9 protein-coding genes and 1 tRNA gene are annotated in these 14168 nt (G+C 67.3%); 7 read left to right on the top strand and 3 right to left on the bottom strand.

The genetic code is table 11. The annotated features are described in order from the left end of the window. Positions 1-45: 45 nt before the first annotated feature. From dnaG to BCHO_RS00510, 3 genes are all read left to right on the top strand, one after another. Positions 46-2112 carry a DNA primase gene (gene dnaG / locus BCHO_RS00520; protein ID WP_029675394.1) on the top strand — a complete coding sequence of 689 codons (2067 nt, stop codon included), beginning with the start codon at positions 46-48 and terminating at the stop codon, positions 2110-2112. A 381-nt stretch (positions 2113-2493) separates the two neighbouring features. Beyond that, the gene (locus BCHO_RS00515) at positions 2494-3687 is read left to right on the top strand and encodes an SLC13 family permease (protein ID WP_024540732.1); all 1194 of its coding nucleotides are present in this window, start codon (positions 2494-2496) and stop codon (positions 3685-3687) included. A gap of 286 nt (positions 3688-3973) precedes the next feature. Further along, positions 3974-4047 (top strand) — tRNA-Arg (locus BCHO_RS00510). A 267-nt stretch (positions 4048-4314) separates the two neighbouring features. Here the strand turns inward: BCHO_RS00510 and BCHO_RS00505 are convergent. Next, the gene (locus BCHO_RS00505; RefSeq protein WP_024540733.1) at positions 4315-5313 is read right to left on the bottom strand and encodes a zinc-binding dehydrogenase; all 999 of its coding nucleotides are present in this window, start codon (positions 5311-5313) and stop codon (positions 4315-4317) included. 157 nt (positions 5314-5470) lie between these two features. Here BCHO_RS00505 and BCHO_RS00500 point away from each other — a divergent pair, with 157 nt between their 5' ends. The 4 genes from BCHO_RS00500 to BCHO_RS00485 all read left to right on the top strand — a co-directional run bounded on the left by BCHO_RS00500 (position 5471) and on the right by BCHO_RS00485 (position 9766). Continuing rightward, entirely contained in the window at positions 5471-7330 is a 1860-nt protein-coding gene (locus BCHO_RS00500) for a 1-deoxy-D-xylulose-5-phosphate synthase (RefSeq protein WP_024540734.1), read from the top strand. A 193-nt stretch (positions 7331-7523) separates the two neighbouring features. Next, positions 7524-8021: a 5-(carboxyamino)imidazole ribonucleotide mutase gene (gene purE / locus BCHO_RS00495; RefSeq protein WP_024540735.1), complete on the top strand. Its 498-nt coding sequence runs from the start codon at positions 7524-7526 to the stop codon at positions 8019-8021. After that, positions 8005-9171, top strand: coding sequence for a 5-(carboxyamino)imidazole ribonucleotide synthase (purK, locus tag BCHO_RS00490; protein ID WP_024540736.1), 1167 nt, complete (start codon positions 8005-8007; stop codon positions 9169-9171). The genes purE and purK overlap by 17 nt, the downstream gene beginning before the upstream one ends. Before the next feature lie 163 nt (positions 9172-9334). Next, a complete protein-coding gene (locus BCHO_RS00485; RefSeq protein WP_024540737.1) occupies positions 9335-9766 on the top strand; it encodes a Fur family transcriptional regulator in 432 nt (143 codons plus the stop codon). Between the two features lie 78 nt (positions 9767-9844). On the opposite strand, the gene BCHO_RS00480 is transcribed toward BCHO_RS00485, so the two are convergent. Both BCHO_RS00480 and BCHO_RS00475 read right to left on the bottom strand, forming a co-directional pair. Next, positions 9845-12526 carry a bifunctional lysylphosphatidylglycerol flippase/synthetase MprF gene (locus tag BCHO_RS00480; protein ID WP_024540738.1) on the bottom strand — a complete coding sequence of 894 codons (2682 nt, stop codon included), beginning with the start codon at positions 12524-12526 and terminating at the stop codon, positions 9845-9847. Continuing rightward, positions 12523-13938 carry an alpha/beta hydrolase gene (locus BCHO_RS00475; RefSeq protein ID WP_024540739.1) on the bottom strand — a complete coding sequence of 472 codons (1416 nt, stop codon included), beginning with the start codon at positions 13936-13938 and terminating at the stop codon, positions 12523-12525. Before BCHO_RS00475 ends, BCHO_RS00480 begins: the two co-directional genes overlap by 4 nt. Positions 13939-14168 lie beyond the last annotated feature (230 nt).

Raw genomic sequence — 14168 nt, 5'->3', positions numbered from 1 at the left:
GCATATCGGCGGGACGATGACGGTCGGCTGATATGATGTTGGCTCATGGCGGGTCTGATCAGGCAAGAGGACATAGACAAGGTAAGGAACGCAGCCGATCTGTACGACATCGTGTCCGCGAGCGTGTCGCTCAAACCGGCGGGCACGGGTTCGTTCTCCGGCCTGTGCCCGTTCCATGACGAGAAGACGCCGAGCTTCTATGTGCGTCCGTCGATGGGCCTGTGGCACTGCTTCGGCTGCGGACGCTCAGGCGATGTCTTCGGCTATGTGCAGGAACGGGAGAACCTCGACTTCCCCGACGCCGTCGAACTGCTCGCAGACAAATACCACATCGAATTGCACCGTGAACAGGGGCGCGGATCCGACAACGCGCGCAAAGGGTCGAAGCGCACGAGGCTGCTCGAGATGAACGAGGAGGCGCAGCGTTTCTTCGTCGAGCAGCTGACGACACAGGAGGCGCTGCCGGCGCGCCAGCTGCTCGGCGGACGCGACTTCAGCCGCGAGGACTGCGCGCGTTTCGGCTGCGGCTACGCGCCGCAGGGCTGGGACAATCTCGTGCGCCATCTGTCCGGCAAGGGCTACACGCAGCAGGAGATGCTCGACGCCGGGCTTGCACGTCAGGGGCAGCGCGGCGTCTACGACTACTTCCGCGGACGCGCCACATGGCCGATCCGCGATTCGACCGGACGCACGCTCGGCTTCGGCGCGCGCAAGCTGTACGACGACGACCAGATCGGCGCGAAGTACATCAACACGCCGGACACGCAGCTCTACCACAAGAACCAGGTGCTCTACGGCATCGACCTCGCCAAGGACGCGATCGTCAAGAAACGGCAGGTCGTCATCGTCGAAGGCTACACCGACGTCATGGCGATGCATCTGGCCGGCATCGACACGGCCGTGGCCACCTGCGGCACCGCGTTCGGCGAGGAGCACGCGAAGATCGTGCGCCGCCTCATCCACGACGACTCGCTCGGCGCCGTGCAGCTCGTCGGGCCGCTCAACGTCGAAGGGCAGGCGCTCAGCTCGCGCATCGTCTTCACGTTCGACGGCGACGCCGCCGGACAAAAGGCGGCGCTGCACGCGTTCGGACTCGACACGGCGTTCCTGTCGCAGACCTTCGTCGCCGTCGCCGAGGACAACCTCGACCCCTGCGACCTGCGCATCCGACACGGCGACGACGCGCTGCGCGCGCTCGTCGAGAACGCGAAACCGCTGTACGACTTCGTGCTCGGCGCCGCCGTCAACCGCTTCGACACCTCGTACACGACCGGACAGATGGGCGCCGTCAAGGCGACGGCGCCGCTCATCGCGCAGATCCGCGACCGTTCGCTGTGGGATCTGTACGCCCGCAAGGAGGCGCGCGCGATCGGTGTCGACCTCGACGTCATGCGGCGCGAGGTCATCGCGGCGCGCAAGGCGCTGCATGTGCGTGACGAGGACGCGTACGCGCCGCGCCGCAGCCGCTACCCACGCGCCGGCGAAAGCGAACGTCAGAGCGAGCCGACGGCCGTGCAGGTGCGTCTCATCGAGCAGGCGAACGCCGAGAGGCAGACCTTCTACCGCGTGCCCGACCCGGTGTTCATCTGCGAGCAGCAGTTCATGGCGACGCTGATCCAGATCCCGCGCGCCGTCAACGCCGAACTGTTCCGCGGGCTCAACGTGCACTGCTTCCAGACGCCGGTGTTCCAGACGCTGTACCAGGCCGTCGACGTGGCGGGCGGGCTGCCGCCGGATTCGGCGACGCAGCAGCAGTGGTTCGAGCATCTGATCGATGCGGGCGGCCCGATGCTCGGACAGGTCATCAACGAACTCGCGGTCATGCCGCTGCCGTTGCGCTTCGACGAGGGCGCCGTGCAGCGCGAGCAGGACGCGAACGGCAGCGCCGGCGTCGTCATGCAGCCGCTGCGCGAAGCCACGCAGGCGGAACGGCAGTACGCGAACCAGCTGCTCGCGAAGCTGCTCGACGCCGGCTACATGCGCACGATCGAGCAGACGAAGCACCGCATCGCGCATGTGCAGGACTCGAAGCAGCAGATCGAGCTGCTCGGCGTGCTGCAGCGCCTCGAGACGGCACGCAAGGAACTCAAGACGAGCATCTTCGGCGGGTGAGCGCCGGCGGGTGCCGCGTCATCGCGCGCGGCGGCGGGCAGAGCGGGCGACGGTCGACGTCACCTGCGTCGTCCGCGTCGTCCGCGTTGCTTACGTCGTTCACGTCGTCCACGTCGTCCACGTCGTCCGCCGCCGACCGTGTCGCCTGCGGCGTCGGGAGGCGCGGAAGGCGACGTATTTAGTCATTTCGGCGAATTAACGATGCGCCGCCGCCGCAGCCGGCCGTCCATGCATGAAAATGTCGGCGCGCGAACGCAATGATTGCAACAGATTGCGGGCGAGATGCGCGCGAACGGTCGGCGATACACCACGCCGAATCGTTGCAACGGCGCGATTTCGTGTAGGATAGACCTGTTTTTGCAAGTGCGTTCTGGAGGATGAATGCGGCAACGGGTGCTCACGTTCATGCGCAGCGAGACCATATTGATCGTCGCGTCCATACTCGCGTTGATTTCATGCTTCATCGTGCCGCCGGACGGGCAATACGGCGGATACGTGCACGTGAGCACGATCGCGCAGCTCATCTGCCTGATGCTCGTCGTCGCCGGGTTCCAACGCATCGGCGTGTTCAGGATCATCGGCGCGTCGCTGCTGCGGCGCGTGCACACGGCGCGCGGCCTCGTGCTCACGTTGTTGTCGCTGACGTTCATCTCGTCGATGTTCATCACGAACGACGTCGCATTGCTCACCTTCGTCCCCTTCGGCCTGGCCGTGCTCACGATGGCGCGCATGGAGGACAAGGCGATCATCGTGTGCGCGCTGATGACGGTCGCTGCGAACACCGGCAGCATGCTCACGCCGATCGGCAACGCGCACAACCTGTACTTCAAGGCGCTCACGAGCATCAGCACCGGACGCTTCCTCGAGATCATGGCGCCGTATTCGGCGCTGTCGGCCGTGCTGCTCGTCATCGTCACGGCGGTCGTGTTCCGCGGACGCAAGATCACCGAGTTCGAAGGCATGGACAGCAAAGGCATCGAACGCCGCGTGCTCGCGCCGGACGCCTCGCGCGCGCAGCCGGACGAGATCAAGGTCACCGGCTACGGCGCCGGCTACGGCGGATGGCGCGCGATCGTGTACACGGCCGTGTTTCTCGTGTGCGTGCTCACGGTCAGCGACCTCATCCCGCTATGGGTGATGTGCGTCGTGACCGTCGTCGCGATGCTCGTCTGCGACCGCAGGTCCTTCCTGCACGCCGACTGGGGACTGCCGCTGACGTTCATCATGTTCTTCATCTTCATCGGCAACATGAAGCGCGTGCCGGAGTTCTGCGCGATCGCGCAGGCCTTCGTCGGGCAGCATCCGCTCGAGGTGTCGATCATCTCCAGCCAGGTCATCAGCAACGTGCCGACCTCGCTGCTGCTGTCCGGATTCTGCGACCAGTGGGTGCCGCTCATCATCGGCACAAACATCGGTGGCATGGGCACGCTCATCGCCTCGATGGCGTCGCTGATCACCTACAAGAACTACGCGCGTGCCTATCCGCATAAGAAGAGCCGCTATCTGGCCATGTACACGGCCGTGAGCGTGCTGTTCCTGCTGCTGCTGTACCTGCTCGCGCTGATCATCGAATAGCGCGGCCGCGTTTTGGGCGCGTGTCGGCCGTTGCGCAGGCGCGCTTGGCGTGTGCCGGCATAGGGTGGACTTGTGCGGTTGGACGGGTTCCGGTGCTGGACGGATTCGTGCGGTTGGACGGCGCCTGCTTGCGTCCCGTTCCGTCGGCGGCGTCGACGGGTTGTCCCGTAAGCCGGTCTGGTGCGTCCCGGTTCATCGATGGGGCAGACGAAACGGGACGGAATGTGGCCGATGAAGGCTTATGTACGGCGTCGTGCCGTGGGATGCGCTATACTGGTTCAAGTTTGGCCCCGTAGCTCAGCTGGATAGAGCATGTGACTTCTAATCTCAAGGTCGACGGTTCGAGCCCGTCCGGGGTCACGATCAGGGATGGCGTCCGCGCCATCCCTGTTGCATATGCATAGGGAAAGCATATTTATTGTCCCGGACCGCGTATGCGTGCGCAATCCAGGACGGTGGGGAGCTGGTGGGCGTCCTGTGGGGCGTATGCGTGCGCTGTGCGGGACACCGGGAGGCCCGTAGATGACACGGCTGGCGTATGCGTGCGCAATCCGGGACGCTGTGGAGCTGGTAGGTGTCCTGGATTGCGCACGCATACGCAATCCAGGACACTGCGCCGCGCCGGGACTAGAACGTGAGCACGACTTTGCCGAAGAGGTCGGTGGACAGGACGCGGGCGAAGGCGTCCCTCGCGTAGTCGACCGGATAGGTCGCGTCGATGATCGGATGCAGGTTCGTGTGCTCGACGAAGCGCAGCATCCGCGCGAAATCGTCGCGCGAACCCATCGTGTTGCCCTGGATGCGGATGTCCTGGAAGAACACGCGCGTCAGCTCGGCGCCCGGCTGGTCGCCGCTCGTCGCACCGCAGGTGACGACGACTCCGCCGGGACGCACCGAACGGATCGAATGGCTCCATGTGTCCGAACCGACCGAGTCGAGCACGGCGTCCACCTTGTGCGGCAGCCGTTCGCCGGTGGCCACGGCGGCATCCGCGCCGATACGCCGCGCCGCCTCGAGCTTGTCGGAACTGCGCGACGTGACGAAGACCTCGAGCCCGGCCGCGTGCGCGAGCTGGATCGCCGCGCTCGCCACGCCGCCGCCCGCGCCCTGGACGAGCACGCTGTCGCCGGGCTGCACCTGCGCGCCGTGCTCGCGCGAGAACAGCATCGAATACGCGGTCAGCCAGCTCGTGCCGAGCGCCGCCGCCTCCTCAATCGTGCAGTTCGCCGGCTTCGCGAACAGATTCGCCGCCGGCACCTGCGTTTCGTCGGCCATCGTGCCCGGATACCGCTCCGACAGGATCGTGCGGTGCTCGCCGGCCGGCACACCCGCGCCGTCGGCGCCGATGACCGTGTATGCGACGACCTCGTCGCCGGCCTTGAGCCCGGTGCGTCCCTCGGGTTCCTCCTCGAGCACGCCGCACACGTCGGTGCCGAGGATCATCGGCGTCATGTCCGCCAAGAGACCCACGCCGCGAAGCGACCAGATGTCGTGATGGTTGACCGAGACGGCGCGCGTCCTGATGCGCGTCCATCCGTATGGCAGCCTCGGCGTCGGCAGTTCGCCCACCGCGAGCGCCTCCAACGGCTGTTCCGGATTGATGCTCTGTGCGTATACGGCCCTCATCGCGGCTCCTTACGTCCGTTCGGGCGGCCACGTCGTCCACCCGCCATCCGCCATTCTAACGCGGCGCGGACCGCCTCGAGGCCGGCACACTATAATATGGTTCCCGGGGCGCGCATCCGCGTCCTTAGAACGCGACCGTAAGGATCTGATCAGACTCATGACCGGCGACATTCTGGCGAACATGCATGCACCCGCGGACGTCAAGAGGCTCAGCGCGGGCGAACTGGATGCCCTGTGTGCGCAGATCCGCGGCACGCTCGTCGATTTCGGCAAACGTCACGGCGGCCATATCGGCTCGAACCTGGGCCTTGTGGAGGCGACCGTCGCGCTGCACCGCGTCTTCGAGTCTCCGTTCGACAAGATCGTCTTCGACGTCTCCCACCAGAGCTATGTGCACAAGATGCTGACGGGCCGCGCGCAGGCGTTCCGCGACCCCGCGCTGTTCGACACGGTGAGCGGCTTCACGAACCCCGACGAGAGCGAGCACGACCTGTTCGTGCTGGGGCACACCGGCACGTCGATATCGCTCGCCTGCGGCCTGGCGAAGGAGCGCGACATGCAGCGCGCGGAGGGGCGCACGCCGCAGACGAACAACGTCGTCGCCGTCATCGGCGACGGCGCGCTGAGCTCCGGCATCGCCTTCGAAGGGCTCAACAACGCCGCCGAGCAGGGCGGCAACCTGATCATCATGTTCAACGACAACGAGATGTCGATCGCCGAGAACCACGGCGGCATGTACGCGACGCTCGCCGAGATGCGCTCCTCGCGCGGCCGCTGCGCCACGAACCTGTTCCGCGCGTTCGGTCTCGACTACCGCTACGTCGGGGACGGCAACGACGTGCACGCGCTCGTGCGCGCCTTCGAGGACGTCAAGGACATCGACCATCCGATCGTGCTGCACATCCATACGACGAAAGGCCTCGGCATGGACGCCGAGGACGCCGCGCACGGCCTGACGGCGGGCCGCTGCGAGGCCAACCACTGGCAGTCGCCGATGCGCGACGCCGGCAAACCGCTCGGTGCGCGCAAATACTACGGACGGCTCGCGATGGAGGCGCTCGAACGGCGCTTCGGCGACGAGCCGGGACTCGTCGTCGTCTCGCCGGCGACGCCCGGATCGAACGGCATCACGCAGGAGTTCCGCGCGCACGCCGGCGCACACTACGTGGACACCGGCATCACCGAGGAGCATGCGGTCGCGTTCGCGGCCGGCGTCGCGAAGGCTGGCGGACGGCCAGTCGTCGCCACGTCGGCGACGTTCTTCCAGCGCGCCTTCGACCAGCTGCAGCAGGAGGTCGCGATCAACGGCGCGCCGGTGACATTGCTGTCCTTCGGCGGCGGCATCTCCGACGCCGACAACACGCATTCGGGCGCCTTCGACATCACGATGTTCGGCAACATCCCGGGACTGCGCTGCCTTGCGCCGACGTCGCGGCGGATGTTCCTCGACATGCTCGCGTGGGCGACGTCGCAGGCGAACACGGCGCCGACGCTGATCCGCGTGCCCGGCGAGGCGATCCTCGACGCCGAGCGCGCCGGGACGCTCGACGCCGAGGCGACGGCCGAGCCTCAGCGCACCGACGCGGACGAGCCGTGGAGCGGCTACCGCATCGCACACGACGGGCACGACGTGGCCGTGCTCGGACTCGGCAACGCGTACCCGACGGCGAAGGCCGTCGTCGACATGCTCGCCGACGGCGCCGCCGGCGAGCACGTCGACGCGACGCTGATCGATCCGCTGCAGTTCTCGACGCTCGACGAGCGTACGCTCACGGCGCTCGCGTCGCGCCACCGCGTCGTCGTCACGCTCGAGGACGCGCAGCTCGAAGGCGGCTGGGGCGAGAAGGTCACGGCGTTCTACGCGAACATGCTGCCCGACGCGGACGTGCGGGTGCTCAACTTCGGCGCCGACAAGGAGTTCACCGACCGCACGCCGCTCGCCGAACTCGACTCGCGCTACGGGATGACGTCCGATGCGATCGTCGCGCGCATCCGCACGCTGCTGCGCACGGCGTGAGACGACGGGCGCGACGACGTCCGCGACGACGTCCGCGCGCGGCATATGCGACGCACGGACGTCGCGGCTGCGATATCCGCCGCGCCCACCGCGATGTGAGACGGCGCAGGCCCTGTGGAACGCCGTGTGCGCCGGGTCGGCGTACAGTGGAACACGCAGCAAACCACCCGTCCACATCATTGCGGAGGTAACAATGACAGCCAGCAAGCCCGAAGTGGCCGTGATCATGGGATCGGCCAGCGATTGGGAGACGATGAAGCACGCCTGCGAGATGCTCGACCGATTCGGCGTCCCGTATCTCAAGCAGGTGATCTCCGCGCATCGCACACCCGAACTCATGGGCGAGTTCGCGCATGCGGCGCGCGCCAACGGCATCAAGGTCATCATCGCCGGCGCAGGCGGCGCGGCGCATCTGCCGGGCATGGTCGCCGCGCAGACGACGCTGCCGGTCATCGGCGTGCCGGTGCAGTCGCACGCGCTCTCCGGCTGGGATTCGCTGCTGTCGATCGTGCAGATGCCCGGCGGCATCCCGGTCGCCACGACGGCGATCGGCAACTCGGGAGCGACGAACGCCGGCCTGCTCGCCGTGAGCATGCTGTCGATGAACGACGCGGCGCTCGCCACGGCGCTCGACGACTACCGCGAGGAACTCAAGGAGAAGGTGGACGAATCCAATGCCAAGCTTGTCTGAAGAAACCGGCGGCAGCGCCAGCACGCTCATGCCGGGCGCCACGATCGGCATCGTCGGAGGCGGCCAGCTCGGCCGCATGATGGCGCTGTCCGCGAAATACATGGGATTCCGCGTCGGCACGCTCGACCCGACCGAGGACTGCCCGACCGCGCAGGTCGCCGACTTCCAGATCGTCGCCGACTACGACGACACGGCCGCGATCCGCGCGCTCGCCGAACGAAGCGACGTGCTCACCTACGAGTTCGAGAACGTCGACGCCGACGCGCTTGACGCCGTGCGCGACCGCGTCGCGATCCCGCAGGGCACCGACCTGCTGCGCGTGACGCAGAACCGCATCGCCGAGAAGACCTTCATCAACGACCACGGCATCGCAACGGCGCCGTGGGCGCCGGTGAACAGCCGCGCCGAACTGGACGCCGCGCTCGAAAAGATCGGCTACCCGGCCGTGCTCAAGACGGCCGAAGGCGGCTACGACGGCCACGGCCAGATCGTGCTGCACGACGCCGACGACCTCGAACGGGTCTGGTCGGACGACGGCTTCCCGCCGTCGATCCTCGAGGGCTTCGTCGACTTCGCCTACGAGGCGTCGATCCTCGTGTCCGGCAACGGCGAGGACTACGTGACCTTCCCGGTCGTGCGCAACATCCACTGCGACAACATCCTGCACAAGACGATCATGCCGGCGCCGATGGATGCCGACATGCAACGGCGCGCCCGCGAACTGGCCGTTGCGCTCGCGCAGGGCTTCGAACTGGCCGGCACGCTCGCGATCGAGCTGTTCGTGTGCGCCGACGGCACGCTCATCGCCAACGAGCTCGCGCCGCGCCCGCACAATTCCGGACACTACACGATCGAGGCGTGCGACTTCGACCAGTACGACCTGCATGTGCGCGGCATCTGCGGCTGGCCGCTCGCGCAGCCGCAGGCGCTGACGCCGGCCGCCGTCATGGTCAACGTGCTCGGCCAGCATGTCGGGCCGACGCGCGCGGCGATCCCCGAGCATCCCGAATGGCATGTGCACGACTACGGCAAGGCCGAGGCGAAGCACAACCGCAAGATGGGACACATCACCGTCCTGACCGACGACCCGGAACGCACCGTCGCCGAACTCGACGCGACCGGCTGCTGGGCCGACATCACCGATCGCTGACCGGCGGCGCCGACTCCCGCCCGCGCACGTGCACGTTCCGTGCATATCGCGCGGCGCCGGGACTCGGCGGCCCGATCCATCGGTAGAATCATAGGCGTCCGTGAACGGGACGGGCATCGGCACCGTCGTCAGGGCACCGCTTGGGAAGGAGCACAGCGACCGCATGCGCAACACACGGCAGAAGGATGTGATCCGCGAATCGCTCAAAGGGGGAGACGGCTTCGTCTCCGCACGTCAGCTGCACGAGAAACTCGAGGAGGCCGGCGAGCACATCGCATTGGCCACCGTCTACCGTCAGCTCAACGCGATGGAGGAGCAGGGCCTCGTGGACACGGTGCGCATGAACGGGCAGCAGCTGTTCCGTCTGTGCGGCGACGACCGCCACCATCACCACCTCGTGTGCGTGTCGTGCGGCAGGACCGTCCAGATCGATCCGCCGAGCGAACAGTGGCTGAGGAAGGTCGCCGACACCTACGATTTCACGATCGAATCCCATACGCTCGAGGTCTTCGGCCTGTGCGCCGAATGCCGCGAACGCGAGGGGAGGGACACCGAGGCCGCCGATACCGGTACTACCGGCACGGACGCCGACTAGAGGGAGCGAAGGGCCGCGCACGATTGTTCGTGCGCGGCCCTTTCCATGTCCGCCGCCGGCGTCACATCCGCTTGGGCATCACGCCTGCTTCGGTGGATCCTGATGCGCGACCTGTGCGCCAGGATCATGCTGCGCGGAGTCCGGATCCTTCTTCGCGTCCGCATCCTTCTTCTTGTCCGTGTCGTCGTCCGCCTTCTTCGGCTTGAAGCTCGAGAGCATGCCGAGGGCGCCGCGGAACGTGAGCGTCGGCAGATAGGCGCGCACGATCGCGATGCCGAGGTTCGCCAGCAGCGCCGAATCCGGGTAGCAGATGTAGACCGGATGCTCGGAGGGCTGGAACTTCTTCTTGAAGTTGTACAGCGACTTGAATCCGTAGGCGGGTTCGAGCAGGTCGGCGACGAGCGCGAGCGAATGCTGGAGCATGACGGTGCCGTCGATGTTCGCCCCGTCGTCCGGCTTCGCCTCCGATGCGTCGTGCAGCCCGGTCAGCGGCGCCGCCGACAGCGAGATGAAGTCGACCGGCTCATCCGGATGCGCCTCGTCCCAGTCGTGCATGCGTTGCGCCATGCGCGCGATGAGGAACTCCATGATGCCGTTGTAGCTGCCCGAACGGTAGCGCATGAAGTCGAGCGTCCATCCGGCGATGTGTCCGTCGCGCCACGTCGGCAGCCAGCTCGTGACCGCCTGCACGACGCCGTCCGCGTCGATCGCGTAGAGGATGCGCACGCGCGGGTCCTTAAGCTCCTCGACGCCGCCGAGCGTGAACTTCATCTCGGGCAGCGCCTTGCCCTGCGACCACTGTTCGGAGATCTCCTGGATCTGCGTCTGCACGTCGGACGGCGCGTCCGCGTAGGTGCCCATCACGTCGGTGATGCCTTCGCGCTTCGCCTTGTTGATCGCGGTGCGCACGTCCTGCCACTTCTTGCCGGTCGTCTTCCAGGCCCGCGGGTCGATGACCATCTCGTCGCCGACCATGATCGAATGCCATCCGAGGCGCGCCAGATGGTCGCGCGCCGGCCGGTGCACGGCGTAGAACACCGGCGACCACGAATGGTCGCGGCAGAAGCGCGCGAACTCGTCGAGGTCGCTCATCCACTCCTCGGAATCGCCGAAGGGGCCGGTCGTTGTCAGCGCGATGTGGTTGAGCACGCGGTAGGCGACCGCCGAACGTCCGGTCGGCGAGATCCAGTATTCGTTGCCCTCCCACGTCGTCATGAAGCTCATCGACTCGCCGCCGTGCTCGACGAGCTCCTCGGCGCGCGCATGCGCCTTGCGGTCGTAGTCGATCGTCGCGTTGAGCCATGCGAAGGCGACGACGACGAAGACGATCCAGAACACGATGCCGACGCCCTGATAGACGGCCGAGGCGAGCGCCGTGCCCGGCACGAAGGCCAGCCGCGTGTTCGTCAGGAAGCCGATCGGCAGGAAGCGGCCGGGCAGTTCGGCGAGCAGTACCCGCAGCCCCGGACGCGGCGCGAAGTCGGCGGCGTGCGTCAGTCCGAAGACCAGATAGACGGCCGCGCACAGCACGAGGGTCGCGCCGAGCACGATCAGGCCGACGTGCAGCGGGCGCGCCTTCGTGCGGATCGAGAAGTCGGGCAGCTTCGCGATGAGCGCGACGGCGTACAGCAACGGCACGAGCGTGTTGACGACGCAGGTCTCGACCGCGCGTCCCGAGAACGGCATGGCGGCACCGGACGCGAAGGGCATGACGAGGTAGTAGCAGACGGTGATCGCGCTCGAGGCCAGATAGAAGACGATGCTGCAGACGGCGGCCGCACGCCGTCCCAGATAGACGCCGATCGCGAGCGCGACCATGACGAGCAGCGGCAGGACCGAACGCAGCAGATCGCCGGTCATGCTCGCGCGCATCAGCTCGTACTGGTGGAAGCAGCCGCTCGTGATCTGCCCGTGCATGCAGCTGGCGAGCTTGCCGGTGTTGACCGAGACGGGGCTGAGCACCCAGGCCAGGCCGGTGAGCGGGCCGGCGTGCGAGCGCGACGTGGCGGCGATGACCGGGCCGACGGCGAGCACGACGCCGATCGCGCCGAGGATGCGGCGCGTCTCGGACGAGCTGCTGTACTGCCAGTGCCACGCCTCGTCCTCGATCGGGGGACCGGCCATCGCGCGGCCGATGAGCTGGCCGGCGATTGCGGCGACGAGCAGGCAGTAGTCGCCGGGGTTGCCGCCGTAGAGCAGCACGACGAGGATCGTCGTGTAGCCGATCAGCAGGATGCGCCGGCGCCACAGCTGGTAGGCGAAGGCCGTCGACGCAAATAGCGCGCCGACGACGAGCACGAGCGGCGACAATGTGAACGGGACATGGTAGATGATCGCGTTGTCCTGCAGCAGCGCGTTGAATCCTGCGCACAGCAGCAGGCCGAACGCGATGCCGATGACGGCGCTCGACAGGCTCGCCGTGACGGTGCGCCACACGCCCATCATCGGTTCGGCGATGCACAGCATGCACACGATCAGCAGCGCCTCGACGATGAGCTGGAACACGCTGCGCGTGAGCACGAGCGACGGCAGAAGCCGCGCGAGGTCGAAGGCGCCGAGCGTCGTATGCATCGACGCGTACGGCAGCGTGCGGTGCTGCGCCGCGTACCACAGCCACCAGCACAGGTTGACGACGACGAATCCGAAGGTCGTCCACAGCGCGAAGCGCTGCTCGTGTGCCCACCGGCGCAGGTCGCGGCCGAGTTGGCCGCCCGCGCCGCCGTCGTCATGCGGCCGTCTGGCCGTCGTCTGTCCGCTCATTGCTGCACCTCGATTCCCGCACGCTCCTGCATCCGTCTTTCCTCCCGTTGTCTCTCGTCGGTGCCCGACCCGTGCCGGGACATGTCGCCGACGTCCAGGCCCATCCGGTCGCACAGCCACGGCAGCGCGACGGCGAAGGCCTCGTTGACCGCGCGCCAGTCGTGTCCCGCGTCCTTCACCTTGATCCGGACAACCGTCCATCCGGCCTGTTCGGCCGCATCTCCAATCGTAGCGATGTTCGCCACCGACGTCGTGTCCTTTTCTCCGGCCGCCAGAACCATCGTCTGCTTCGACGGCGCGTGCGCGCGCAGCGCGTTGACGGGCACCTGCCGCTCGTAGGCGGCGCGGTCGCCGCCGAAGTAGCCTTCGACCATCTGTTCGACGTTGCCGTCGGTCGGCGCGATCTCGCCGTCCACGGCGAGCACGTTGCCATAGAGCTCCGGGTGGTTCGGCCCGAGCTGCGTCGAGCAGGTGCCGCCCTGCGAGAAGCCGCCGATCGTCCAGTCGGCCGGATCGCGGCTCACCGGCAGGTTCGCGCGGATCCAGTCGGGCACGTCGCGCGTCAGATACGTCTCGGCCTTACCCCAGCGCGTCGTGTCCGAGCACAGCGAGTTGCGCGAGCTCGCCGTGTTCTGGTCGGGGGAGACGACGATCGGCGCCAGGCCGTCGTGTTCGTTCGCGTACTTCGTCAGGTCGTCGATCGTGTCGCTCGCCGTGAAGAAGCGCGTCGGGCTGCCCGGCTGCCCGGCGAGCATGACCATGACCGGCAGCTTCGGCGGCCGCTTCGCGAGCGCCGCCGGTGGCAGCCACACGAGTCCCTTGCGCGCGCGGAACTTCGAGGCGGGGTTCGGGATGTCCACCGACAGCAGCCTGCCCTCCTTCTCCGGCGTCACCTCGCCGGAGGCGACCTGCTTCGCCCATGCGTCGACGCTGACCGTGTCGAGCGAGACGTGCAGCGTCGAGATGTGCGGATACGGCGAATAGTCGACGAGCGAGCCGATCGTCTGGTATTCGCCGTAGATCGCGTTGACGCGCACGCCGGTGGCGAGCAGCGTCAGTGGGACCATGACGATCGCGACGACGCGCCGCCATCCGTGCGTGCCGACGGCGGCGGCGACGAAGAAGCCGAGCAGCAGGAAGCCGACGGCGCAGGCGACGATGACGTCCCATCCCAGTTCGACGCCGAAGAGCACGATGCCGTCCGAGACGAACCATGCGGCCGCGCCGCCGACGAGGCCGCAGACGATCGCGACGACGCACTGGCGCGCCAATACGCGACGCCTGCCGCGCTGCGCCTGCGCGGCGACGAGCACGGCGAGCCCGATCGCGACAAGCGTCCAGCACAGGATCGGGAACCATCCCCTCGTGATATGGATCGCATAGAACCACTGCCATGCGGCGACGGAAGCCATGATCGTCCTCCTCGATTGACGGTTGCGTTGTGACGGTTGCGCCGGCGGTCGGGCGGCCGTTCTTCGACAGACGTCCGGCGTGCGGGCGGTACACACTGTAACGTCGCCGTTGACATGCGCCCGACGATTCGCCGCATCGCTGAAACGGCGCGGGGAGGCGCGCGCCGGAGCCGCGCACAGCGGATTGTCAGCTTGTCGGAGGACAATGGACGCGGCCTTTCCCCGTCGCG

The organism is Bifidobacterium choerinum, from assembly GCF_000741135.1.
Lineage (GTDB): Bacteria > Actinomycetota > Actinomycetes > Actinomycetales > Bifidobacteriaceae > Bifidobacterium > Bifidobacterium choerinum.
The sequence above is the reverse complement of the archived record's forward strand: the minus strand, read 5'-3'. Positions and strand labels throughout refer to the sequence as shown.